Origin of the sequence: Collinsella aerofaciens (assembly GCF_040915425.1) — a bacterium.
Taxonomy (GTDB): domain Bacteria; phylum Actinomycetota; class Coriobacteriia; order Coriobacteriales; family Coriobacteriaceae; genus Collinsella; species Collinsella aerofaciens_BW.
The window spans coordinates 1-21,615 of sequence record NZ_JBCPDN010000038.1; the positions used below are offsets into that span (position 1 = coordinate 1).

Consider the following 21,615-nt stretch of genomic DNA (forward strand, 5'->3'; position numbering starts at 1 on the left):
GAATTTAAACGGCTGAAAAAGGGGCATCGAACTGCGCCGATACCCCTAAAGTAGACACACATTTTGTCCTATAAGCCTATGCTTACCCAGTTAGGGTACTCATTTAAGTCTGTCCCCAATGAGTAGGGATAGAAAAAGGCCCGGGTGCCGTGGCATCCGGGCCTTTGCTAGCAACTTGATGTTGCGGGCAGCTTAGAACTTGTGGCCGCACTTCTTGCAGACGCGCAGCTTGTTCTTGCCGTCCTTCTCGTGACCGACGCGGGTAACCTTACCGCACTCGGGGCAGACGAGATTGACGTTGGAGGCGTCAATGGGAGCCTCCTGCGAAACGATGCCGCCCTGCTGGTTGGCAGCGTTGGGCTTGACGGCCTTCTTGACGACCGAAACGCCCTCGACAACGACCTTGTTCTCGGCGGGGAGAGCACGCAGGATAACGCCCTGCTTGCCGCGATCCTTACCAGAGAGAACCTGGACCTTATCGCCCTTCTTGATATACATATATCTCCCCTAACTACAGGGTCTCGGGAGCGAGCGAGACGATCTTCATGTACTTCTTGTCACGAAGCTCGCGAGCGACGGGCCCGAAGATACGGGTGCCGACGGGCGAACCATCGTTGTTGATGACAACGCAGGCGTTCTCATCAAAGCGAATGTAGGAGCCATCCTTGCGGCGGATCTCCTTAACGGTGCGAACGACGACGCAACGGACAACGTCCTTCTTCTTGACGTTGGCGCCAGGAGTAGCCTCCTGGACAGCACCGATGAACACATCGCCGATGCCTGCATAACGACGCTTGGAACCGCCAAGCACCTTGATGCAGCGAATCTTGCGAGCGCCGGAGTTGTCGGCGACGTTCAGCATGGTTTGCATCTGAATCATGGTAGATGTTCCTCCGAACTAAGAACCGAAGAGAGGTGCGCAGCCTTTATACAGCCTGTGGTATGCAAGCCAGGCATACGCACATCTTCGGAAACGTACAAGTCGTAAGAGCGACTGCTTATTTAGCGCGCTCGACGACCTCGATGAGGCGCCAACGCTTCATCTTGGACATAGGACGGGTCTCCATAACGCGGACGGTATCGCCCACGCCAGCCGTGCACTCCTCGTCGTGAGCGTGCAGCTTCTTGGAGCTGGTCATCATCTTGCCGTACTTGGGGTGACGCTTGCGCTCGGTGATGGTGACAACAATGGTCTTGGCACCGGAGACGGAGGTAACGACACCCGTACGGACCTTACGCGAGTTACGCGAATCAGTCATGTTCTCTCCTTAGGTCCTACTCGGCGACAGCGGACTTCTCCGCTGCGATCTCGCGGGCGCGCTGCTCCGTGAGGACGCGAGCGATGTCCTTCTTCACGGTGTTGACGCGAGCGGTGTTGTCCAGCTGGCTGGTGGCCATCTGGAAACGAAGGTTAAAGAGCTCGGCGCGCATTTCCTTCAGCTTCTCAACGAGCTGAGCGTCCGAGAGCTCACGAATCTCTGCGGGCTTCATTAGTTCTCCTCCTTGGCGGCGGCGGCGTCCTCAGCAGCCCACTTGGCCTCGAGAGCGGCCTCCTCAGCCATTTCCTTCTCGATGCGCTGCTCAGCGTTCTTGGCAACCACAATCTTGGTCTTGATGGGGAGCTTGTGCTGAGCAAGACGCAGGGCCTCGCGAGCGACCTCCTCGGGCACGCCCTTGACCTCGAACATGATGCGGCCGGGCTTGACGACGGCCACCCACTCCTCGGGGTTACCCTTACCAGAACCCATGCGAGTCTCGGCAGGCTTCTTGGTGATGGGCTTATCGGGGAAGATCGTGATGTAGACACGACCGCCACGCTTCATGTAGCGGGTCATGGCAATACGAGCGGCCTCGATCTGACGGTTGGTGATCCAATGGGCCTCGAGAGCCTGGATACCAAACTCGCCGAAATGCAGCTCGGTATTACCCTTGGCCTGGCCCTTCATGGAGCCACGCTGCACCTTGCGGTGAAGAATACGCTTAGGGGCAAGCACTACTGACCCCTCCTCTCGGAGTTACGACGACGAGGACGGGAAGAGCCCTCGAGTGCAGGGTTGGGAACAGGCTGGCCCGGGAGCTTCTCGCCCAGGTAGATCCAGACCTTCACGCCGCAAGCGCCCATGGTGGTGCTGGCGACAGCCGTGCCGTAGTCGATCTTGGCACGGAGGGTGTGCAGAGGCACGCGACCCTCGCGGTACCACTCACGACGGCCCATCTCGGCACCGCCGAGACGACCGGAGCACTGGATACGGATGCCCTTAGCGCCTGCCTTGCGGGCGGACTGGACAGCCTTGCGCATAGCGCGACGGAAGGCAACGCGGCCCTCGAGCTGCTCGGCGATAGACTGAGCAACGAGGTTGGCGTCGAGTTCGGGGCGCTTGATCTCGACAACGTCGACGGAGAGCTGGCCCTTGGAGACGCCAGCGACCTTCTCGAGCTCGGTGCGGAGGGTATCGATCTCGGCACCCTTCTTACCGATGACAACGCCGGGGCGAGCGGTGAGGATGATGACCTTCACCTTGTCGCCAGCGCGCTCGATCTCGACGCGGGAGACAGCTGCGCGGGAAAGACGCTTCTCGAGGTACTTGCGGATCTCGAGATCGTTACCGAGGGTCTTAGCGTAATCCTTCTCTGCGAACCAGCGGGAGCGCCAGTTCTCGGTGATGCCAAGACGGAAGCCGGTGGGGTAGACTTTCTGACCCATACAGCTTTACGCCTCCTTTCGAGGAGCAACGACGACGGTGATGTGGGAAGTACGCTTCAGAATGCGAGAAGCGGAACCCTTGGCGCGGGGACGGATGCGCTTAAGCGTCGGACCCTCGTCAACATAGGCAGCGGCGACAACCAGGTTGTCGGCACGCAGACCGTTGTTGTTCTCGGCGTTCGCAACGGCGGAACGGAGAACCTTCTCGACATCCACGGCGACGGCGCGGTCGCAGAAGTGGAGGATGTCGAAGGCCTGAGCGACAGGCTTGCGGCGGATCAGATCGACCACCAGGCGGGCCTTGCTGGGGGAAACACGCACGTACTTAGCGACGGCGCGAACCTCGGTGGCCTCAGTTTCAATAGACTTAGTTGCCATTTACGGTTAACCCCCTATTTGGCCTTGTGGCCACGGAACGTACGAGTCGGCGCGAACTCGCCGAGCTTGTGACCAACCATGGACTCGGTAACATACACGGGCACATGCTTGCGGCCGTCGTGGACGGCGATGGTGTGACCAACCATCTCGGGGAAGATGGTGGACGCGCGGGACCAGGTCTTCACGACGTCCTTCTTGCCAGCCTCGTTCATCGCGGTGATACGCGAGAGAAGGCGAGTCTCCACGAACGGGCCCTTTTTGAGACTTCTGCTCATAAGTGCTTTCTCCTAAAACTCGGTATCCGAAATTACTTCTTACGGCGACGAATGATGTGCTGGTTCGAGACCTTCTTCTTCTTGCGCGTACGAAGGCCCTTCGTCGGCTTACCCCAGGGGGTAACAGAGGGACGACCAGAGGTGTGGTTCTTGCCCTCGCCACCGCCGTGCGGGTGGTCGACAGGGTTCATGACGGTACCGCGGACGGTCGGGCGCACGTTCATGTGACGCTTACGGCCGGCCTTGCCGATGACGATGTTGGAGTGATCGGCGTTGCCGACCTCACCGACGGTGGCGCGGCAGGTAACGAGGATGCGGCGCATCTCGGAGGAAGGCATACGGACGATAGCGTACTTGCCCTCCTTACCCATCAGCTGGCAGGAGTTACCGGCGGAACGGGCGATAGCGGCGCCCTTGCCCGGCTGGAACTCGACGGCGTGGATGAGCGTACCGACGGGGATGTCGGCGAGGGGCAGAGCGTTGCCCGGCTTGATGTCGGCGTCAGAACCGGACATGATGGTCTGACCGACCTCGAGGCCCTTGGGGGCCAGGATGTAGCGCTTCTCACCGTCAGCATAGTGCAGCAGAGCGATGCGAGCGGAACGGTTCGGATCGTACTCGATCGTGGCAACCTTGGCGGGCACGCCGTCCTTGTTGCGCTTGAAGTCGATCACGCGGTAACGACGCTTCACGCCGCCGCCCTGGTGGCGGGTGGTGATGCGGCCGTTGTTGTTACGACCGGCCTTCTTGGGCAGGGGCTCGAGAAGAGACTTCTCGGGCTTGGTGCAGGTGATCTCGGAGAAGTCGGAGATCGTCTGCCAACGCCTACCAGCGGAGGTCGGCTTAAGGTGCTTTACAGCCATTACAATCCCTTTCAATAGGAATCCGTTAGCCATCGCAGACAGGGATTCGAGGTTCTGCCTCGGGTGCGATGACACCGGACGTATACACGGTTCCGGGCGTGTCCATTTTATACGCCCAAAACCTTGAGCTCCCGCCTCCCCTATTTGGGAGGCATGAGCTCACTCAACAGCAGCGAGTCTTAGGCCTGGTTGCCAAAGACCTCGATGGTGTCGCCCTCGGCCAGCGTGACGATGGCCTTCTTCCAAGAACGGGTCTTGCCGGCGACATAGCGCACGCGCTTGGTCTTGGGCTTGACCGTCAGGGTGTTCACGCGAACGACCTTGACGCCGAAGATCTCCTCGACAGCGTCCTTGATCTGATACTTGTTAGCATCCTTGGCGACCTCGAACGTGTACTTGTTCAGCTCCATGCCGGAGAAGGAACGCTCGGACACGATCGGACGGATGATGATCTCGTGGGCGGTCATTTATGCAAGCACCTCCCCGAAGTGAGCGGCGATGTCGGCGGGCATCAGCACAGCGTTGTTGTTGACGAGATCGTAGGTGTTGGCCTCGTCAGCGGTGATGATGAACGTCTTGGGAATGTTGCGGAACGACAGGTAGGCGTTGACGTCCTCATCGCGAACGATGATGGTCAGACGCTTGCCCTCAAGGCCGAGAGCCTTGAGCATGGCGACGGCAGCCTTGGTGGAAGGCTTCTCGAAGCCGTAGTCGTCGACGAGCACGAGCTCGCCATCGGCCAGCTTGGCGGACAGCGCGGAGCGCATAGCCAGCTTGACCTCCTTGTTGTTCATACGCTTAGCGTAGGAACGGGGCTTGGGGGCGAAGACGACGCCACCGTGACGCCACTGGGCAGCACGGATGGAACCCTGGCGGGCACGGCCGGTGCCCTTCTGACGCCAAGGCTTCTTGCCGCCACCGGAAACCTCAGAGCGACCCTTAGCAGACTGGGTGCCCTGACGCCAAGAGGCCATCTGGCACTTGACGATGTGGTGCATAACGTGGATGTTCGGCTCGATGCCGTACACCTCAGCGGCGAGCTCGGCCTCGGCGACCTTCTTGCCCTCGCTGTTCTTTACTTCAAACTTTGCCATTTAAGTGTTCTCCTTGGTATGACGCTGGGCTAAATGGGCTGGGCCCTTAGGCCATACGGATGGCGACGAGACCATTCTTGGCACCCGGGACAGCGCCCTTGACCAAGATGAGGTTCTGCTCGGCATCGATGCGGACAACGGAAAGGTTCTTGACGGTAACGCGCTCGTTACCCATGTGACCGGCCATCTTGACGCCCTTGAGGACGCGCGCAGGATAGGCGCACTGACCGATAGAACCGGGGTGACGCTGGAAGTGAGAACCATGCGTCATAGGACCGCGGCGCTGACCCCAGCGCTTGATGCGACCCTGGAAGCCCTTACCCTTGGAGGTACCGATGACGTCGACCTTCTCGACATCAGCGAAATCAGCGACGGTGACGACCTCGCCGACCTTGTGCTCCTCGCCGTTCTCGACGCGGACCTCACGAAGGAAGCGGACAGGCTCGACGCCAGCCTTGGCGAAGTGACCAGCCATGGGCTTGTTCACGTTCTTGGCCTTGATGTCGCCGAAACCGATCTGGACGGCGTCATAGCCGTCGGTTGCCTGAGTTTTAACCTGCGAGACAGCGCAGGGGCCAGCCTGGATGACCGTGACGGGAACGACGTTATCGTTCTCGTCCCAAACCTGGGTCATGCCAATCTTGCGGCCGAGAATCATGCTGATCAAGATATGATCCCAACTCTCGCGTGGTCTTGGGACAATGCGTACACCACCGAGCGTACGCCCCTAGAGGACCACTACTTACACGACGTGCTCCCCAGCCTTGTATTTCGCCCGGACTACCTGACAACCCTATTAAGCAGGCATTTTGTCCAGCCAGAATACTCCCCTGGTTTCACACAGCTGTTTAGTATACACGGCTGCGGGCGTATCCATCGAGATTCATATTTCACTCACATTGTTTACGCAGGTAAAGTGCGTGGCACGTTCCCAGTGTGCGGCGGAGGGGGCTGGCCTGAGACATATTAAGGTTGCTGCTCTACAGTCCTGCTCACGACGGAGAGCACATTAAGTGCTCTCCTGTTCGTGCGGAACTCGCGACAACCTTAATATGTCTCAGGCCAGCCCCCTCCGCCGCACACTGGGAACGCCACGTTGATGTCTGCTAAACCTTGCTCGCTCAGGCTAATGACTTTGTTGGGGGTCCACTATTTGCTGGAGGGTGAACTTACATTGATGAGGCTCGCCTTCTGCTTGTGGCTTTGCCTCATCGAAATCGAAGATCATGATGGCGCAATTGGGGAGTTTTGCTGGGAGCTCGAAGCCCTCTGGGGCTGCGACCTTGATGAATTGGCGGCTGGCGCTGCCGTGGCTTACTGCTAGGAGGGTTTCGATACCATCGACGTCCATGATATTGGTGAGGGTGTCTACCATGCGCCCTTGCAGTGCCTGGCTTCCTTCTCCTCCGAATGGGATTAAGTCCTCGCCTGGATCCCAGACGTCGGTGGGTAGCGCGTCGTGCGGACCCTCTTCGAAGGTACCGTAGCAGCGCTCGATAATGCCTTCGCAGGGCTCAACGTCAGCGTCTGCGCCGAGAAGCTCGGTTGCGACGAGGCTTGCCGTGGCCATGGCTCGGCCCAAAGGGGAGGAGACCACTTTGTCGGGAACGACGTTGTGGGCTTTGAGCCACGCGGCTGCCATCCCGGCTTGCTGACGGCCCAGATCGGTCAGCGGCGAATCGCAGCGGCCCTGGACCAGCTTTTTGACGTTGAACTCCGTCTGACCGTGGCGGAGTAGATAAAGCTTCTTCATGCTCTCCCCTTCTGCATAACCTGCTTTGCCGGCACAGCTTTACTCGTGGGTATGCCCTACGTAGTCTTCGTCGATCGTAATCTTGGCAATCGACTTGGGATATTCCGATTCGACCCGTTGTGCCAGCGCGCGCTTTAAGTCTTCGGCACTCATCTGCAGATCCGAGGGACGCACGCAGTCAAAGATCACGTTGGTGTGCGTAGGACCCGGCACACAGCGTAGGTCATGAATCGAGAGGCGGTTATCGATCTCCTGAGCCATGGCGTGAATGCGCAAGCGCATGCTCGCCACCTTGGGGTCATCGGTCACGATGGGATCGTAGTGAAGCGTGACGATCATGCCGTCTTCGTCCCTAAACGACTGCTCGATGTTATCGAGCGTGTCGTGGCTTTCCAGCGGGCTGGCCTCGGCCGCCATCTCGGCGTGCGCACTTGCAAACTTCCTGCCCGGGCCGTAGTCGTGAACCATCAAATCGTGAACGCCCAAAACGCCGGGATAGCTCATGATCTTGTCTCGAATGTGCTTGACCAGCTTAGGATCGGGTGACTGGCCCAAAAGCGGGCTCACCGTATCTTGAATAAGTTCAAGGCCGCTCCAGCCAATATAGGCGCCAACGGCAAGGCCAACCCATGCGTCAAGATTGATGTGCGTCACCTGCGAAACAATCGCACATGCCAGCACGGCGCCTGTGGCAAGGACATCGTTCTTGGAATCCTGCGCGGTCGCATGCAGCGTCTCGGACTCAATGCGATCGCCGAGCTTTTGGTTGAGGGCCGCCATCCAGAGCTTTACGACCATCGAAAGCACTAGAACTGCCACCAGGGCAAGCGAGAACTCGACAGGTTCGGGGTGGATGATGCGCTCAACCGAGGACTTCACCAGCTCAACGCCGATCAGCAGCACGAGCGCCGCCACGACCAGACCCGAGAGATACTCGTAGCGGCCATGTCCGTAAGGATGCTCGGGGTCCGCCGGCTTGCTCGCCAGCTTAAAGCCCAGCACGCTCACGATATTCGAGCTGGCATCGGACAGGTTGTTCATGGCATCCGCCACAATCGAAACCGATCCCGACAGCACACCAATTGCGCCCTTCGCAGCACAAAGCGCAACATTAGCGAGAATACACACCATGCCCGTCAACGTGCCCACGCGCGCACGGTCGCCCTGCGCACGACGAACGATCCACTCGACCATCTTCATCAGCCCCCACGGTACTGCCTATATATATCTATTGCTCAAACGGATTGTAGTGTAGCCACTTTGTCCTTCAGATACAAAAAGGCCGCGACCCACACGGGCCACGGCCTTGGAGCATGGCAAAGGAATCGTCCTTGTGTCGCACAGGTTTACGCGCTTACTTCGGCCACGCTCTTCGAGGTTTCGGGTGAATCGGCTCCGTCCCCCATCGTCTGTCCCTTCGCCGGCACCACGCCAAAGCAGTAGCTCAGCGCCGCAGACACCGCAAATGCCACACCGCCGGCAGCGCAGCACCACAGCAGGTTCGAGATGCCGCCCGTGGCAAAGCCAATGACCATGAGGACATTCGTCATGCCGATGGTATAGGCCGTAACGTGGCCCACGACTGCAACAAGGCCTCCGACGGCGCCGCCAATGGCCATGCACGTCAGGCACCTGCCATATTTAAAGCCGCAACCGTACAGCGCCGGCTCGCTTACGCCGCCAAGAACACCCGAGATTGAGTAGCCCAGCATGAGCGCCTTCTCGTCCTTATCCGCAACGCGGAGCGACGCGCCAAAAGGCATGCCCCAAACGGCGAACGTCGCCATCGTCGCGGCAATCAGGATGCACGAATCCGTTCCCACACTCATAAACTGCGCGTACGCAAGCGATAGAACGACGTTGCTGACGCCCGCTATCTTTAGGAACTCCCAGCCCGCGGCAAGCCCCATGAGCGTGAGCAGCGACACGATGCCACCGGAATTGCCAAGCATAAACATAAGCTGGCCCAACAGCATGCCCAGATAGCTGCCCGCCGGTGCCGTAATACACAGCGAAACCGGAACCATGACAAGCATGGTCGCAAACGGAACAAACGAAAACGCCACGGCCCTAGGGATAACGCGCTTAAAGAAACACTCCACTCGCCATAGCACAGGCACCGAAAGGAGAACTGGAATAACAGTCGTCGTGTAATCGTTGACCGGCGCGGGAAGCAGACCATACACGGAAGTCATCGATGCCCCCGTCGTCGATGCGGCATCGACGAGCTTAAGCAGATCGGGCGCAATCAATACGCCGCCCAGCATCATGCCCAGCTGCTCCGAGCAACCGAGCTGGCGGGCGGCCGCCCAACCAAGATAAATGGGCAAAAAGTAGTAGCCGGCGTTATAGAGCCAACTGTAGAACAGGCGATAGATTTCGGAATCGGCAGACCACAGGCCCAGCATGCCTTCGCCCATAATGACGGCGACGGTGCGGAACAACGCCGCGCAGACAATAAACGGCAGCGCCGACATCATGCTTTTGGACAGATAGTCCACCACGGCCATGGCGTTTGATGAAACCGACGTTGTAAACGAGGTGTTAGAAACTTGTAGCATGGAACGCCTTTCCCAATATGACATGCGGGCTGTCCCTTTGTCACATCGTGCGGTACTGACCGATTGCGCGGTACTTTTGGTAGCGGAGGTTTGTGAGAGTCGCGTCGTCGAGACGCCCAAGCGTATCGAAGGCATCAAATGCCGAGGACATGACGGCACCGGCGATCTCCTCATGCGACAGGCCCCTATCGTCAACAATGCCGTCGATGATGCCGAGCGCCAACAGGTCGGGAGCCGTGAGCTTCAGCGCCTCGGCGGCCTCATTCGCGCGCTCGGTATCCTTCCACAGGATCGATGCACAGGCCTCGGGGCTCACGACCGAATAGGCCGAGCTCGAGAGCATCAGGATGCGGTCGGCCACGGACAGCGCCAGCGCGCCACCAGAGCCTCCCTCGCCTGTCACCACCGAGACAATCGGCGTCTTAAGGCCGCTCATCTCCATGAGGTTCTGGGCAATCGCCTCACCCTGGCCGCGTTCCTCGGCACCGATGCCGCAAAACGCGCCCGAAGTATCGACCAGGCACAGAACCGGTCGACCAAACTTTTCGGCCTGGCGCATCAGGCGACGCGCTTTGCGGTAGCCCTCGGGATGTGCCATGCCAAAGTTGCGACGCATGCGCTCTTTGGTCGTGGTGCCGCGCTCGATGGCGATGACCGTTACGGGGCGTCCGTCTTTCCAGCCAATGCCAGCCACCACAGCAGCGTCGTCGCCAAAGTAGCGGTCGCCGTGCAGCTCCACAAATCCATCCAGGCCCAGCGAGATCATCTCGCCTGCCGTGGCGCGATCTGCCGAGCGGGTCTGCTTGACAATCTCGAGCGCGGTTTTTGGTGCGGCCGAGCGCTTGAACAAGTGTCCCAGCTTTTTGCCGCGGCGACCCGTATGCACGATCTCATGCGGTGCCCCCAGGCCGGGCGCGCGCCCTTCGTGCAGCGCCAGCAGCTCGCCTACCGTGAGCGCAATCTCGCCACGCGGAACAACGGCATCGCAAAAGCCGTGCTCCAGCAAAAACTCGGAGCGCTGGAATCCCTTGGGCAGGCGCTTGTGCATGTTCTGCTCGATCACGCGCGGGCCGGCAAATGCCGTCAGGGCATCGGGCTCGGCCAGGATAATATCGCCCTCCATGGCAAAGCTCGCGGTTACGCCTCCGGTCGTGGGGTCAGTGAGCACCGTGATATACAGGCCGCCCGCCTCGCTATGGCGCCTAACCGCCGCAGAGATTTTGGCCATCTGCATGAGCGAGGTCACGCCCTCCTGCATGCGGGCGCCACCCGATACGGTAAAGCCAACGACCGGCAGTCCCAGCTCGGTCGCACGCTCAAATGTGCGGCAGATCTTCTCGCCCACCACGGAACCCATCGAGCCCATCATAAAGTTGGCGTCCATAAAGAAGAGCGCCGTATCGCAACCGCAGATTTTGCCCTTGCCGCACACAACGGCATCGCGCTCGCCCGAACGTTCGCTCACGCTCTTGAGCTTGTCGGCATAGCCGGGAAACGAAAGGAAGTCCTCCGGCGCCAGACTGGCATCCCATTCCTCAAACGTGCCCTCGTCAATCGTCATGCGCATGCGGTCGCGCCCGCTCACGCGAAAGTGTTTGCCGCAACGGGGGCAGACCTCGAGGTTGTCGTGCAGGCGCGCCTCATCGATCACGCGGCGGCACTCCGGGCACTTGATAAACACGTGGCGCGCGGGAAACTCGGCGCACGACTCGGTCATCGGTCCCTCGAGGACGTTGACCGTCTTCGCTTTTCTATTCATCAGCATAGAGATGCCCCATTAGATCGGTGTGATACATGCCCGACAAGAACTCGTCGTTTGCCAGCACGTCGAGCTGAAGCTCGCTGTTTTCGCTCACGCCCTCAATCACGAGCTCGCCCAGGGCCGAGCGCATCTTGCGAATGGCGCCGTCACGCGTGGGCGCACACACGATGAGCTTGCCGAGCATGGAGTCGTAGTACGGCGGAACTTTCGCACCGGCAAACATGGCGGAATCCCAGCGCACGCGCGGACCACCCGGCACACGCAACGCGGTGACCGTTCCGCATGACGGCAGAAAGTCCGGCGTTTCGGCATTGATGCGGCACTCCATAGCATGGTTGCGGACCGGCATGTCCTCCTGCTCAAAGGGCAGAGGCTGGCCGGCCGCCACGCGCAGCTGCCACTTGACCAAGTCGGTATCGGTCACAAACTCCGTAACCGGATGCTCCACCTGTAAGCGCGTGTTCATTTCCATAAAGTAGAAATTGCCGTCGTCCGAATACAGGAACTCGATGGTACCGGCTCCTTCGTAGCCGACGGCACGAGCCAGGTCACGCGCTGCCTTGTGCATGCGAGCACGAATGTCGTCGTGTCCGTCGAGGCACGGCGCGGGGCTCTCCTCGATTAGCTTTTGGTTGCGCCGCTGCACCGAGCACTCGCGCTCGCCGAGCGAAAACACATGGCCCTGCTTATCGGCCATAATCTGCACCTCAACGTGATGCGCCGGCGCGACGAACTTCTCCATGTAGCACTCGCCGTCGCCAAAAACGGCCTCGCCCTCGGCACGCGCCTCGATGAACGCCTTTGCCGCATCTTCCACGCGCTCGACCTTGCGAATGCCGCGACCGCCGCCACCTGCACGCGCCTTAATAAGCACGGGGCAGCCAATGCGCTCGGCCTCGGCGGTCGCCTCCTCGGGGCTTTTGAGCAAATCGCAGCCCGGTACGATGGGCACGCCCGCCGCGGCAGCCGTTCGACGTGCGGCGTCCTTGTCGCCCATGCTGTCGATCACCTTGGCCGAAGGACCGACAAACGTCAGGCCATACTTGTCGCAGTCGCGCACGAAGCTCGCCTTCTCGGAAAAAAAGCCATAGCCGGGATGAATTGCCTTAGCTCCCGACTTTACGGCACAGGTGAGCACAGCATCGTCGTTGAGGTAGCTCTCGGCAAGACGCGGACCGCCGATGCAATACGCCTCGTCGGCAAGCTGCACGTGCAGCGCGTCCGCATCGGCCGTGGAATAAACGGCGACGGTCTTGATGCCCATATCGCGGCACGCGCGGATAACACGGACCGCGACTTCGCCGCGGTTGGCGATGAGCACTTTGTCGAACATGAAGCCTTCCTTAACTTTCGTGCATGAGTGCAAAAGACATATCGGCGCGGCAACAGACCTCACCGTTGACGCTCGCAGTACCCGTCGCAAAGCGGAACGGCCCGCGCGCACGCGTGATGGAGCACACCAGGTCCACCGTGTCGCCCGGGCGCACCGGACGCTTAAAGCGCACCTTGTCCAGACTCGTGTAGAACGGCGTCGCGCCGCGCGCCTCCTCATCGCCCATCAGCAGCACGCAGCAGTTCTGGGCGAGCATCTCGCACTGAATCACGCCGGGGACGACCGGGTTTCCCGGAAAATGCCCCTGCAAAAAGTACTCGTCGCCCGTAATCGTGATCTTGCCGCGGGCCTCATCGCCCACCAGCTCGGCCTCGTCGAGCAAAAGCATCGGCTCGCGATGCGGCAACAGTTCTTTAAGCTCTTCTTTGTTCATGGATATCACCTATCCGATCCTCATGAGGCAGCTGCCAAACTCCACGAGGTCGCCGTCGGCCACGCAGATCTCGAGCACCTCGCCATCCGCCTCTGCCGTCACCTCGTTGAGAACCTTCATGGCCTCGATGATGCAGAGGGTCTCGCCGGCCTTGACCTTGGAACCCACGTGCACAAACGGCTCGTCGCCCGGCGCCGGGGCGGCATAGAAAACGCCGACCATGGGAGCGGTCACCTCGGTGCCCTTGGGCTCCGGTGCGGCGGCAGGTGTCTGCGCGGCGGGCTCCGGTGCGGCAGGCGCGACTGTGGGAGCTGCAACTGGAGCGGCCATAGCGCTCGGCATGGGCATGGGCACGGCAACCGGCTGTGCGGCGCTCGCGCGCTCGAGTTCGACCGCGGTGCCATCGGGCTCCTCAACGCGCACGCGCGTGAGGCCGCGGTCCTCCATCACATCGGCTATCTCGGCAAGTCTTTTGGAATCCATGCTCTAGCTCCTCGTATATCTACGCAGCGCGATGGCGGCGTTGTGCCCGCCAAAGCCTAGGTTGGTCGAAAGCGCCCAGGTAAGGTCGGCGCGAACTGCGCGATTGGGCGTGTAGTCAAGATCGCAGGCGGGATCGGGCGTGTGGTAGTTAATGGTCGGCGGCACCACGCCCTGCTCAAGCGCCATGGCGCAGGCCATGACCTCGATGGCGCCCGTGGCACCGATCATGTGGCCGGTCATCGACTTGGTCGACGAGACATGCGCGGCGCGCGCCGCGTCCTCGCCGAGCGCGCGCTTAATGCCCGCCGTCTCGGACGAATCGTTGAGCTTGGTCGAGGTGCCGTGGGCATTGATGTAGAGGCCCTCGAATGGCTTGACGTCGCCCTCGGCAACCGCTAGCGATATCGCGCGGGCAATGCCGGCAGCCTCGGGATCGGGGCTCGTGATGTGATAGGCATCATCGGTGTTGCCGTATCCCACGACCTCGGCATAAATGTGCGCACCGCGCGCCTGCGCATGCTCCATGCTCTCGAGTACCAGCACGCAGGCGCCCTCGCCCATCACAAAGCCGTCGCGGTCTGCATCGAACGGGCGGCAAGCCGTCGCGGGATCGGGGTTGGTGGTCAATGCGCGGCAGGACGTAAAGCCTGCAACGGCATCGGGGATAATGGCCGCCTCGGCGCCACCCGCGAGGATCGCGTCGGCATAGCCGTGCTTGATAGCACGGAATGCCTCGCCCACCGCATGGGCAGACGTCGCGCAAGCGGTCACGACGGGCAGGGTCGGCCCCTTTGCCTTGTGACGGATCGCGATATTGCCCGATGCCATGTTGGGGATCATCATCGCGATCATATAGGGCGATGCGCGGCGGGGTCCACGATCGGCGATCGTGTGGACGTTGTCGACAAGTGTCTGCATGCCGCCCACGCCCGAGCCCACGTAGACGCCCAGGCGCTCGCGATCGATGGCGCCTTCGACATCAAAGCCCGCATCGTGCATTGCCTCGTCCGAAGCCGCCATCGCAAACTGAACGCAGGGGTCCAGATGCTTGGCGTCACGCTTGCCAAAGTACTCGTTGCCGTCAAAGCCCTTGACCTCGGCCGCCACCTTGACGGCAAATGCATCGGTATCGAAGTGCGTAATCGGGCCGATGCCGCACGTGCCAGCGCACATTGCCGCCCAGGTGGCAAGCGCGGTGTTGCCGAGCGGCGATACGGCACCTATGCCGGTGATTGCAACTCTCTGTTCCATCATGGTCTCCTCATCCAAGCCGTTCTTCGGCCCTGATTTCTACATCGCCATTCCGCCGTCAACGCGTACAACCTCGCCCGTAATGTAGGAAGCCGCATCGCTCGCCAAAAAGCGCACCACGCCGGCCACTTCCTCGGGGCGCGCCATGCGCTTAAGGGGAATCTGCTCCTCGGTTGCCGCACGAACCTTTTCCGAAAGCTTTGCCGTCATATCGGTCTCGACAAACCCGGGGGCGACCGCGTTCACTCGTACACCGCGGGGCGCAAGCTCGCGCGCCACCGCCTTGGTCAGGCCGATCACGCCCGCCTTGGAGGCAGCGTAGTTGGCCTGCCCGGCATTGCCCATCAGGCCCACAACCGAGCTCATGTTGACGACGCAGCCGCCGCGCTGGCGCATAAAGGTCTTGGTGAGCGCGCGCGTCGTGTTAAACGTTCCTTTAAGGTTGACATCGAGCACGCGATCGAAGGCGTCATCGCCCATGCGCATGAGCAGGCCATCGCGGGTGATGCCAGCGTTGTTGACGAGCGCCCAAATGGAGTCAAAGTCGTTGAGGACCGCTTCCACGCACGCGTTGACGGCAGCGGGGTCGGCCACGTCGCATTGATATGAGCGCGCCGTGGCGCCAGCCGCCTCGCAGGCGTCGCACGTCTCGCGCGCCGCATCGACGCTGCCGGCATAGACGACGGCGATATCGTAGCCATCCTCCGCCAGACCGATAGCGCAGGCGCGGCCGATACCCCGCGAGCCGCCCGTGACCAGTGCCACGCGACGTGAGTCGTTGCGCTCGAGCGCGCCATTGTTCAAGTTGCCCATGTCATTCCTTTCGGGTTACAGCCCTGTGGACTATGCGAGCTCGTCGGCAATAGCTGCGACCTGCTCGGCCGTCTCGCACGAATACACACGAACGTCGCTCAACGTACGCTTGATCAGGCCGGACAGCGTTTTGCCGGGGCCGACCTCAATAAATGTGTCGATGCCTTGATCCTGCAGAGCATGCAGCGTATCGACCCAGCGCACGGCATTGCTCACCTGATTGGCCAAGACATCCGATGCCGTCTGGGGGTCCGCCGGATAGGGCGCCGCTGTCATATTTGCCAAAACAGGAATGAGCAACGGGGACGGCGCGTGACCGGCCTCAATATATGCGGCAAGGCCACAGGTCGCCTCGGCCATATAGGGGCTATGAAATGCACCCGACACCGCGACCTTCATGGCGCGGCCGCCAGCCTCTTTTACTAGGACGTCGAGGGTCTGCAGCGCATCGGGCGCTCCGGCCACAACCGTCTGCTGGGGACTGTTGTAGTTGACCGGCCAGCAGTCCTCGCCGGCCTGCGCAGCCAGGTTCTCGACTTGCGCAGCATCAAGTTTGATGACGGCGCGCATGCCGCCAGGGTGACGCTCGGCCGCCGTGGCCATCAATGCCGCGCGCTCACACACGAGCTCAAAACCCGCTCGCGTATCGAATGCCCCCGCAAAGCTGAGTGCAGCGACCTCGCCCAGCGAGAATCCCGCACAGGCGGCAGGCACCACGCCGCGCTCGCGCAGGGCGACGGCGACAGCCAAGTCGTGCACGAACACGCAAGGCTGCGTGTTCTCGGTCTGCGAGAGCTCCTCCTTGGAGGCGCTCCGGCACTGCTCGCTCGTCCCCGGGCGCACCTCATCGGCAATGACGAACACCTCGGCGGCCGCCGGCGATGTCTCGATCAAGTCGACGCCCATCGCGGGGTGCTGGGCACCCTGGCCGGCAAACAAAAACGCTACGCCACCCATGCGCACGCACCCTTCAGGACGTGCTCGGCGCCATCGACCAGGTCGTCAACGATTTCGCGTGCGCTCTTGCGCTCGTTGACCATGCCGGCAATCTGTCCACACAAAAACGAACCCTCTTCGTAGTTGCCGTCCTTGGCGGCCTTACGCAGCGCACCGGTTCCCATAGCACCGAGCTCCTCGGCACTCGCACCGGAACCCTCGCTCTTGGCATAGGCGTTGGTGAAGGGGCTCTTGAGGGCGCGCACTGGATGCCCCGTCGAGCGACCGGTCGCACGCGTCGAAGTGTCGTTGGCCTTCAGGACCATCTCTTTGTACTGCTCCGAGACGGTGCACTCATTCGCAACGAGAAAGCGCGTACCCACCTGGACGCCGGCTGCGCCCAGCATAAAGGCAGCCGCCACGCCGCGGCCGTCGGCAATACCGCCGGCGGCCACGACGGGAATGTCGACCGCATCGACGACCTGCGGCACCAGTGCCATCGTCGAGGTCTCGCCAATATGGCCGCCCGATTCGGTACCCTCGGCAACAACCGCCGTGGCTCCACGACGTGCCACGAGGCGCGCCAGCGCCACCGAGGCAACGACCGGGATGACCTTGATGCTCGCCTCGTTCCACGCCTTCATGTACTTGGCGGGATTGCCGGCGCCCGTCACGACGACCGGCACTCGCTCGTCAATCACGACCTGTGCAACCTCGTCGGCAAACGGGCTCATGAGCATGACGTTGACGCCAAAGGGCTTATCCGTCTTGGCGCGCAGCTCATGAATCTGGTCGCGAAGCCAGTCGGCGTCGGCGTTCATGGCCGCGATGATGCCTAAGCCACCCGCCTCGGACACTGCGGACGCCAGCGAGGCATCGGCAATCCAGGCCATACCGCCCTGGAACACGGGCTTTTCGATGCCGAGCAGATCGCAGAGAGGAGTCTTGAGCATCTCTACTTCTCCAATGCCGCCTCGACCGTATCGGCGAACTCGCCGACCGTCTTGGGGTTCTCCTCGGTATCGAGCTGGATGCCAAACTCGTCCTCGACGGCAACGAGGATCTCGACGGTGCCCAGGCTGTCGAGACCAATCTCCTCGAGCGTGGACTCGGGCTTCATCTCGACATCGTCAAGACCGGCGGTCTCGCGGATAACGTCGCAAACGCGCTCGAAGGTCTTCTGATCTGCCATGGTAGTTCTCCTTTGGTTGTGCCCTAGGGCGTTTTTATTTCCTATGTGCGACTACTTCCAACGAAGCAGATAGCCACCTATATCCAGACCGGCGCCAAATCCAACCAAGGCGATGGTGTCGCCTGTGTGAAGTGCACCGGCGTTTGCCAGCCGGTCGAGGGCAAGCGGAATGCATGCGCTCGAAATGTTGCCGGTCTCGCGCAACGTGCGAACCACGCGCTCGTCCGGCACGCCCAGGCGCTTGACCGCCTGGCTCAGGATTCGTTCGTTAGCCTGATGGAATACAAAATGATCGATGTCTTCGACCAAAATGCCCGCATCGATCGCAAGCTTATGGACCGTGTCGCAGATGGCGTTGACGCCGAACTTGAACACGCGGCGGCCATTCATGGACAGCACGCTCGCGCTATCTGCAGAAGCCTTAAACGGCGAGGTACCGACCAGACCGGGAACGCGCAACGTCTCGACGTCGGGCGCCGTCGAAAGCTCAACGGCAAGGGGGCTGTCTCCCCCAGCTTCAATCACTGCGGCGCCTGCCCCATCGCCAAAAAGCACGCAGGTGGCACGGTCGGTCCAGTCGAGCGCGCGCGTCATCTGCTCGGCAGCAACAACAAGCACGCGCTCGGCACGGCTGCGGGCGATATAGCCCTCGGCGACATCGAGCGCAAATACGAAGCCGGCACAAGCCGCCGAGACATCGAAGGCAGGGCACGTCGCGCCTAGTCGCTCAGCAACAGCACACGCCTCGGCGGGAACAAGGTGGTCACCCGTCGTCGTCGAGCAGACGATCAGATCCAGCTGGCTCGCGTCGATTCCGGACACCTGGAGTGCCCGCTCGCTCGCTGCTACGGCAAGGTCGTCAAGTGACTCGGTGGTGCAGACGTGGCGGCTCTTGATACCTGTGCGAGTAAAAATCCACTCATCCGAGGTATCGAGGAACTCAGACAGCTCGTCATTGGAAACACTGCGCTCAGGAAGTGCCGAACCTGTTCCAAGAATCGTGAAACCCATCACTAACCTCCTTTGAGTTGTTGACGTGTTTACATCGACCAAGAGAGGATAACGCATTTCAGTCTTTGTTGACGTGTTAACATTAAATTGTCCAAATGCGACAAAGGCTTCACATTGTGTCTATCTCTCGACACCATTGCGTCATTCACTTATTCAATAAGGAGGTAGCAGCCGCTATGGATGCCCAATTAACGATTGTCGATGTAACCGGATCGACCAACGATGACCTGCTCGAGGCAGGAAAACAGGGTGCGCCGCACGGCACAGGACTTGCCGCCCGCGCGCAAACGGCAGGACGCGGCCGGCGCGGCCACAAGTGGGATTCAACCGCCGGCAACCTATTGCTTTCGATTGTCCTGCGTCCATGCGTTAATCCCGCAAAGTACTCTGGTCTTGCCGCCGTCAGCGGCCTAGCGGTGCTCGAAGCACTCGAAAAGCAAGGCCTTGCAAGCGAAATAGCCCTCAAGTGGCCCAACGACCTGGTCGCGCGAGGACGCAAGCTCGGCGGCATTCTGGTCGAGGCCGCACGCGATAACGAAGGCAAACCTTTCGCCGTCTGCGGCATTGGCGTCAATGTGAACTATGTGCCTTCGGAGGTTCCCGATGGCGGCCTGCCGGCAATCGGTCTCTCGGACCTCAACGAGAATGTTCCCGCCGTCGATGTGCTACTCAAGGAGGTCTATCACGCGGTCGTGAACGCTGTAGACACATGGGCAGAGCGTCTCAACGCCATGGAAGAAGACGCCGGACCGCTCGCGCCCGTCCACGGCGAATATATCGGTCATCTCAATTGGATTGGGGATTACGTTATCGCCCGTTCCCCCGCTGGGGACGAGCTGGCGCGTGGAATCTTTCAAACGGTCGATGACTTTGGTCGCGCGTGCATCGAGACAGAAGACGACTTGCGATCCTTCCATTTTGAGGAGGCATCGCTGCGCCCCATGGGTAAATAAGACGCCATAGCCACCCATTCGGCTGCATTATCCGGGCCCCCAAGGCCACCATTCAAAACAAAAGAGCCCCGCTACCATAATGGCAGCGGGGCTCTTTAAGCTATGAGCAATATCGCTTAGAGCTTGATGTCGATGTCGACGCCAGCGGGGAGGTCGAGACGCATGAGCGAATCAACGGTGCCCGAGGTGGGGTCGAGGATGTCGATGAGGCGCTTGTGGGTGCGCATCTCGAACTGCTCACGGGAGTCCTTGTTCACATGCGGCGAGCGGATAACCGTGTACAGGTTGCGCTCGGTGGGCAGGGGGACAGGACCGGAAACGCGAGCGCCGGTCTTCTGAGCGGTCTCGACGATGAGCTTCGCGGACTGATCGACGACCTCGTGATCATAGCCCTTGAGGCGAATGCGGATCTTCTGGGTAGCCAACTTAAACCTCCAAAGAGTGCGAGAGATGTTCTCGCGGATTACGTAACAGGGAGCTCGAACTTAGGCGTTCTTGCTCATGACCTCGTCCACGATGGACTTGGGCGCGGGCTCATAAGAGTCGAACTGCATCGTGTAGGATGCACGGCCCTGGGTCTGGGAGCGAAGGTCGGTAGCGTAACCGAACATCTCGCCCAGCGGCACCTTGGCACGGATGAGCTTGCTGTTCTTGCGATCCTCCATGCCCTCGATCTTGCCGCGACGACCGGAGAGGTTGCCCATAACGTCGCCCATGTACTGCTCGGGGGTCTCGACCTCGACAGCCATGATCGGTTCGAGCAGCTGCGGGTCGGACTTCTTGAGGGCGTCCTTGATAGCCATGGAACCGGCGATCTTGAAGGCGGCCTCGGAGGAGTCGACCTCGTGGTAAGAACCGTCGAACAGGGTGACCTTGACGTCGAGGACCGGGAAGCCGGCGATAACACCGGTGTTCAGGGCCTCCTGGATGCCCTTGTCGATGGACGGGATGTACTCCTTGGGCACGACGCCGCCGACGATAGCATTGACGAACTCGTAGCCGAAGCCCTCCTCCATCTTCTCGAGCTTGATGACGGCGTGGCCGTACTGACCGCGACCACCGGACTGACGGACGAACTTGCCCTCAGCCTTCTCGACGTCGTGACCAGCGGTCTCGCGGTAGGCAACCTGGGGCTTACCAACGTTAGCGTCAACCTTGAACTCACGGAGCAGACGGTCGACGATGATCTCGAGGTGCAGCTCGCCCATGCCGGCGATGATGGTCTGGCCGGTCTCGTGGTTGGTGGACACCTGGAAGGTCGGGTCCTCCTCGGCGAGCTTGGTCAGAGCCAAGGACATCTTGTCCTGCTCGGCCTTGGTCTTGGGCTCGATGGCAACGTCGATAACGGGCTTAGCGAACTCGATCTTCTCGAGGACGATCTCCTTGCCCTCGGCGCACAGGGTGTCGCCGGTGGTGGAGTTCTTGAAGCCGACGCAAGCGACGATGTCGCCGGCGGCAGCGTCGTCACGGTCGATACGCTCGGCGGCGTTCATCTCGAGGATGCGGCCGAGGCGCTCGCGCTGACCGTTGGAAGCGTTGACCACGTAGGAGCCGGACTCGGCGCGGCCGGAGTAAACGCGGACGTAGGTGAGCTTACCGACGAACGGGTCGGTCATGATCTTGAAGACCAGGCCGGAGAAGGGCTCGTCGAAGGAAGGATGACGCTGGATCTCCTCGCCGGTGTCCGGATCGGTACCGGTGACGGCCTCGACGTCGAGCGGGCTGGGCAGGTAGTCGACGACAGCGTCGAGCAGCTCCTGGACGCCCTTGTTCTTGTAGGCGGAGCCCACGAAGACGAGGTTGAGCTCGTTGGCCAGAAC

27 protein-coding genes and 1 pseudogene are annotated in these 21,615 nt (G+C 60.9%); 1 reads left to right on the plus strand and 27 read right to left on the minus strand.

Features of this window, described 5'->3' with window-relative positions; genetic code table 11:
* Positions 1-192: 192 nt before the first annotated feature.
* The 25 genes and pseudogenes from rplX to AB5164_RS06460 all read right to left on the minus strand — a co-directional run bounded on the left by rplX (position 193) and on the right by AB5164_RS06460 (position 18,842).
* Positions 193-498: a 50S ribosomal protein L24 gene (rplX, locus tag AB5164_RS06340; protein WP_099432059.1), complete on the minus strand. Its 306-nt coding sequence runs from the start codon at positions 496-498 to the stop codon at positions 193-195.
* 13 nt (positions 499-511) lie between these two features.
* Positions 512-880 (minus strand): 50S ribosomal protein L14, encoded by a 369-nt coding sequence (gene rplN, locus AB5164_RS06345; RefSeq protein ID WP_006235041.1) that lies wholly within the window; start codon positions 878-880, stop codon positions 512-514.
* A 118-nt stretch (positions 881-998) separates the two neighbouring features.
* On the minus strand, positions 999-1,259 hold the full coding sequence (gene rpsQ, locus AB5164_RS06350) for a 30S ribosomal protein S17 (RefSeq protein ID WP_006235040.1): 261 nt from the start codon (positions 1,257-1,259) through the stop codon (positions 999-1,001).
* Between the two features lie 16 nt (positions 1,260-1,275).
* Positions 1,276-1,491, minus strand: coding sequence for a 50S ribosomal protein L29 (rpmC, locus tag AB5164_RS06355; RefSeq protein WP_006235039.1), 216 nt, complete (start codon positions 1,489-1,491; stop codon positions 1,276-1,278).
* A gap of 104 nt (positions 1,492-1,595) precedes the next feature.
* Positions 1,596-1,994 (minus strand): annotated as a pseudogene (gene rplP / locus AB5164_RS06360) (50S ribosomal protein L16); the annotation flags it as partial.
* Complete coding sequence (gene rpsC / locus AB5164_RS06365; protein WP_006235037.1) at positions 1,994-2,704, minus strand: 30S ribosomal protein S3; 711 nt, start codon at positions 2,702-2,704, stop codon at positions 1,994-1,996. The pseudogene rplP and the gene rpsC, both read right to left, overlap by 1 nt.
* A gap of 6 nt (positions 2,705-2,710) precedes the next feature.
* Positions 2,711-3,082 (minus strand): 50S ribosomal protein L22, encoded by a 372-nt coding sequence (gene rplV, locus AB5164_RS06370; protein WP_006235036.1) that lies wholly within the window; start codon positions 3,080-3,082, stop codon positions 2,711-2,713.
* Between the two features lie 14 nt (positions 3,083-3,096).
* The gene (gene rpsS / locus AB5164_RS06375; protein WP_006235035.1) at positions 3,097-3,357 is read right to left on the minus strand and encodes a 30S ribosomal protein S19; all 261 of its coding nucleotides are present in this window, start codon (positions 3,355-3,357) and stop codon (positions 3,097-3,099) included.
* A gap of 32 nt (positions 3,358-3,389) precedes the next feature.
* The gene (gene rplB, locus AB5164_RS06380; RefSeq protein WP_022094198.1) at positions 3,390-4,220 is read right to left on the minus strand and encodes a 50S ribosomal protein L2; all 831 of its coding nucleotides are present in this window, start codon (positions 4,218-4,220) and stop codon (positions 3,390-3,392) included.
* A gap of 179 nt (positions 4,221-4,399) precedes the next feature.
* On the minus strand, positions 4,400-4,687 hold the full coding sequence (rplW, locus tag AB5164_RS06385; protein WP_022094197.1) for a 50S ribosomal protein L23: 288 nt from the start codon (positions 4,685-4,687) through the stop codon (positions 4,400-4,402).
* On the minus strand, positions 4,688-5,314 hold the full coding sequence (gene rplD / locus AB5164_RS06390) for a 50S ribosomal protein L4 (protein WP_006235032.1): 627 nt from the start codon (positions 5,312-5,314) through the stop codon (positions 4,688-4,690).
* Positions 5,315-5,360: 46 nt separating this feature from the next.
* Positions 5,361-5,981 carry a 50S ribosomal protein L3 gene (rplC, locus tag AB5164_RS06395; RefSeq protein WP_089572481.1) on the minus strand — a complete coding sequence of 207 codons (621 nt, stop codon included), beginning with the start codon at positions 5,979-5,981 and terminating at the stop codon, positions 5,361-5,363.
* Positions 5,982-6,440: 459 nt separating this feature from the next.
* Positions 6,441-7,067 (minus strand): histidine phosphatase family protein, encoded by a 627-nt coding sequence (locus tag AB5164_RS06400; RefSeq protein WP_368143080.1) that lies wholly within the window; start codon positions 7,065-7,067, stop codon positions 6,441-6,443.
* Between the two features lie 39 nt (positions 7,068-7,106).
* Positions 7,107-8,267: a cation diffusion facilitator family transporter gene (locus tag AB5164_RS06405; RefSeq protein WP_152067436.1), complete on the minus strand. Its 1,161-nt coding sequence runs from the start codon at positions 8,265-8,267 to the stop codon at positions 7,107-7,109.
* A gap of 146 nt (positions 8,268-8,413) precedes the next feature.
* A complete protein-coding gene (locus AB5164_RS06410; protein WP_368143079.1) occupies positions 8,414-9,628 on the minus strand; it encodes a PTS sugar transporter subunit IIC in 1,215 nt (404 codons plus the stop codon).
* Between the two features lie 40 nt (positions 9,629-9,668).
* A complete protein-coding gene (gene accD, locus AB5164_RS06415; RefSeq protein WP_368147895.1) occupies positions 9,669-11,387 on the minus strand; it encodes an acetyl-CoA carboxylase, carboxyltransferase subunit beta in 1,719 nt (572 codons plus the stop codon).
* Positions 11,380-12,723, minus strand: a complete 1,344-nt coding sequence (locus tag AB5164_RS06420; RefSeq protein WP_368143077.1) for an acetyl-CoA carboxylase biotin carboxylase subunit — start codon at positions 12,721-12,723, stop codon at positions 11,380-11,382. The genes accD and AB5164_RS06420 overlap by 8 nt, the downstream gene beginning before the upstream one ends.
* 10 nt (positions 12,724-12,733) lie before the next feature.
* On the minus strand, positions 12,734-13,156 hold the full coding sequence (fabZ, locus tag AB5164_RS06425; protein ID WP_152067432.1) for a 3-hydroxyacyl-ACP dehydratase FabZ: 423 nt from the start codon (positions 13,154-13,156) through the stop codon (positions 12,734-12,736).
* 9 nt (positions 13,157-13,165) lie between these two features.
* Positions 13,166-13,639, minus strand: a complete 474-nt coding sequence (gene accB / locus AB5164_RS06430; RefSeq protein WP_022094191.1) for an acetyl-CoA carboxylase biotin carboxyl carrier protein — start codon at positions 13,637-13,639, stop codon at positions 13,166-13,168.
* A 3-nt stretch (positions 13,640-13,642) separates the two neighbouring features.
* Positions 13,643-14,893 (minus strand): beta-ketoacyl-ACP synthase II, encoded by a 1,251-nt coding sequence (fabF, locus tag AB5164_RS06435; protein ID WP_368147896.1) that lies wholly within the window; start codon positions 14,891-14,893, stop codon positions 13,643-13,645.
* A 36-nt stretch (positions 14,894-14,929) separates the two neighbouring features.
* On the minus strand, positions 14,930-15,703 hold the full coding sequence (gene fabG / locus AB5164_RS06440) for a 3-oxoacyl-[acyl-carrier-protein] reductase (protein WP_227789743.1): 774 nt from the start codon (positions 15,701-15,703) through the stop codon (positions 14,930-14,932).
* Between the two features lie 30 nt (positions 15,704-15,733).
* The gene (locus AB5164_RS06445; RefSeq protein ID WP_368143101.1) at positions 15,734-16,660 is read right to left on the minus strand and encodes an ACP S-malonyltransferase; all 927 of its coding nucleotides are present in this window, start codon (positions 16,658-16,660) and stop codon (positions 15,734-15,736) included.
* The gene (fabK, locus tag AB5164_RS06450; RefSeq protein ID WP_368143100.1) at positions 16,648-17,592 is read right to left on the minus strand and encodes an enoyl-[acyl-carrier-protein] reductase FabK; all 945 of its coding nucleotides are present in this window, start codon (positions 17,590-17,592) and stop codon (positions 16,648-16,650) included. The genes AB5164_RS06445 and fabK overlap by 13 nt, the downstream gene beginning before the upstream one ends.
* A gap of 2 nt (positions 17,593-17,594) precedes the next feature.
* Positions 17,595-17,831: an acyl carrier protein gene (locus AB5164_RS06455; protein ID WP_006235019.1), complete on the minus strand. Its 237-nt coding sequence runs from the start codon at positions 17,829-17,831 to the stop codon at positions 17,595-17,597.
* Between the two features lie 51 nt (positions 17,832-17,882).
* Positions 17,883-18,842 (minus strand): 3-oxoacyl-ACP synthase III family protein, encoded by a 960-nt coding sequence (locus tag AB5164_RS06460; RefSeq protein ID WP_368143099.1) that lies wholly within the window; start codon positions 18,840-18,842, stop codon positions 17,883-17,885.
* A gap of 176 nt (positions 18,843-19,018) precedes the next feature.
* On the opposite strand from AB5164_RS06460, the gene AB5164_RS06465 reads away from it, so the two are divergent.
* A complete protein-coding gene (locus AB5164_RS06465) occupies positions 19,019-19,795 on the plus strand; it encodes a biotin--[acetyl-CoA-carboxylase] ligase (RefSeq protein ID WP_368143098.1) in 777 nt (258 codons plus the stop codon).
* A 116-nt stretch (positions 19,796-19,911) separates the two neighbouring features.
* On the opposite strand, the gene rpsJ is transcribed toward AB5164_RS06465, so the two are convergent.
* Entirely contained in the window at positions 19,912-20,220 is a 309-nt protein-coding gene (gene rpsJ, locus AB5164_RS06470; RefSeq protein ID WP_022094184.1) for a 30S ribosomal protein S10, read from the minus strand.
* A 60-nt stretch (positions 20,221-20,280) separates the two neighbouring features.
* A partial coding sequence (fusA, locus tag AB5164_RS06475) for an elongation factor G (protein ID WP_368147897.1) occupies positions 20,281-21,615 on the minus strand: 1,335 nt, incomplete at its 5' end.

What these genes read in the sequence shown, in the direction of transcription:
- rplX (WP_099432059.1), bottom strand. Translation starts at nt 498, where the DNA reads ATGTATATCAAGAAGGGCGATAAGGTCCAGGTTCTCTCTGGTAAGGAT.
- rplN (WP_006235041.1), bottom strand. Translation starts at nt 880, where the DNA reads ATGATTCAGATGCAAACCATGCTGAACGTCGCCGACAACTCCGGCGCT.
- rpsQ (WP_006235040.1), bottom strand. Translation starts at nt 1,259, where the DNA reads ATGACTGATTCGCGTAACTCGCGTAAGGTCCGTACGGGTGTCGTTACC.
- rpmC (WP_006235039.1), bottom strand. Translation starts at nt 1,491, where the DNA reads ATGAAGCCCGCAGAGATTCGTGAGCTCTCGGACGCTCAGCTCGTTGAG.
- rpsC (WP_006235037.1), bottom strand. Translation starts at nt 2,704, where the DNA reads ATGGGTCAGAAAGTCTACCCCACCGGCTTCCGTCTTGGCATCACCGAG.
- rplV (WP_006235036.1), bottom strand. Translation starts at nt 3,082, where the DNA reads ATGGCAACTAAGTCTATTGAAACTGAGGCCACCGAGGTTCGCGCCGTC.
- rpsS (WP_006235035.1), bottom strand. Translation starts at nt 3,357, where the DNA reads ATGAGCAGAAGTCTCAAAAAGGGCCCGTTCGTGGAGACTCGCCTTCTC.
- rplB (WP_022094198.1), bottom strand. Translation starts at nt 4,220, where the DNA reads ATGGCTGTAAAGCACCTTAAGCCGACCTCCGCTGGTAGGCGTTGGCAG.
- rplW (WP_022094197.1), bottom strand. Translation starts at nt 4,687, where the DNA reads ATGACCGCCCACGAGATCATCATCCGTCCGATCGTGTCCGAGCGTTCC.
- rplD (WP_006235032.1), bottom strand. Translation starts at nt 5,314, where the DNA reads ATGGCAAAGTTTGAAGTAAAGAACAGCGAGGGCAAGAAGGTCGCCGAG.
- AB5164_RS06400 (WP_368143080.1), bottom strand. Translation starts at nt 7,067, where the DNA reads ATGAAGAAGCTTTATCTACTCCGCCACGGTCAGACGGAGTTCAACGTC.
- AB5164_RS06405 (WP_152067436.1), bottom strand. Translation starts at nt 8,267, where the DNA reads ATGAAGATGGTCGAGTGGATCGTTCGTCGTGCGCAGGGCGACCGTGCG.
- AB5164_RS06410 (WP_368143079.1), bottom strand. Translation starts at nt 9,628, where the DNA reads ATGCTACAAGTTTCTAACACCTCGTTTACAACGTCGGTTTCATCAAAC.
- accD (WP_368147895.1), bottom strand. Translation starts at nt 11,387, where the DNA reads ATGAATAGAAAAGCGAAGACGGTCAACGTCCTCGAGGGACCGATGACC.
- AB5164_RS06420 (WP_368143077.1), bottom strand. Translation starts at nt 12,723, where the DNA reads ATGTTCGACAAAGTGCTCATCGCCAACCGCGGCGAAGTCGCGGTCCGT.
- fabZ (WP_152067432.1), bottom strand. Translation starts at nt 13,156, where the DNA reads ATGAACAAAGAAGAGCTTAAAGAACTGTTGCCGCATCGCGAGCCGATG.
- accB (WP_022094191.1), bottom strand. Translation starts at nt 13,639, where the DNA reads ATGGATTCCAAAAGACTTGCCGAGATAGCCGATGTGATGGAGGACCGC.
- fabF (WP_368147896.1), bottom strand. Translation starts at nt 14,893, where the DNA reads ATGATGGAACAGAGAGTTGCAATCACCGGCATAGGTGCCGTATCGCCG.
- fabG (WP_227789743.1), bottom strand. Translation starts at nt 15,703, where the DNA reads ATGGGCAACTTGAACAATGGCGCGCTCGAGCGCAACGACTCACGTCGC.
- AB5164_RS06445 (WP_368143101.1), bottom strand. Translation starts at nt 16,660, where the DNA reads ATGGGTGGCGTAGCGTTTTTGTTTGCCGGCCAGGGTGCCCAGCACCCC.
- fabK (WP_368143100.1), bottom strand. Translation starts at nt 17,592, where the DNA reads ATGCTCAAGACTCCTCTCTGCGATCTGCTCGGCATCGAAAAGCCCGTG.
- AB5164_RS06455 (WP_006235019.1), bottom strand. Translation starts at nt 17,831, where the DNA reads ATGGCAGATCAGAAGACCTTCGAGCGCGTTTGCGACGTTATCCGCGAG.
- AB5164_RS06460 (WP_368143099.1), bottom strand. Translation starts at nt 18,842, where the DNA reads ATGGGTTTCACGATTCTTGGAACAGGTTCGGCACTTCCTGAGCGCAGT.
- AB5164_RS06465 (WP_368143098.1), top strand. Translation starts at nt 19,019, where the DNA reads ATGGATGCCCAATTAACGATTGTCGATGTAACCGGATCGACCAACGAT.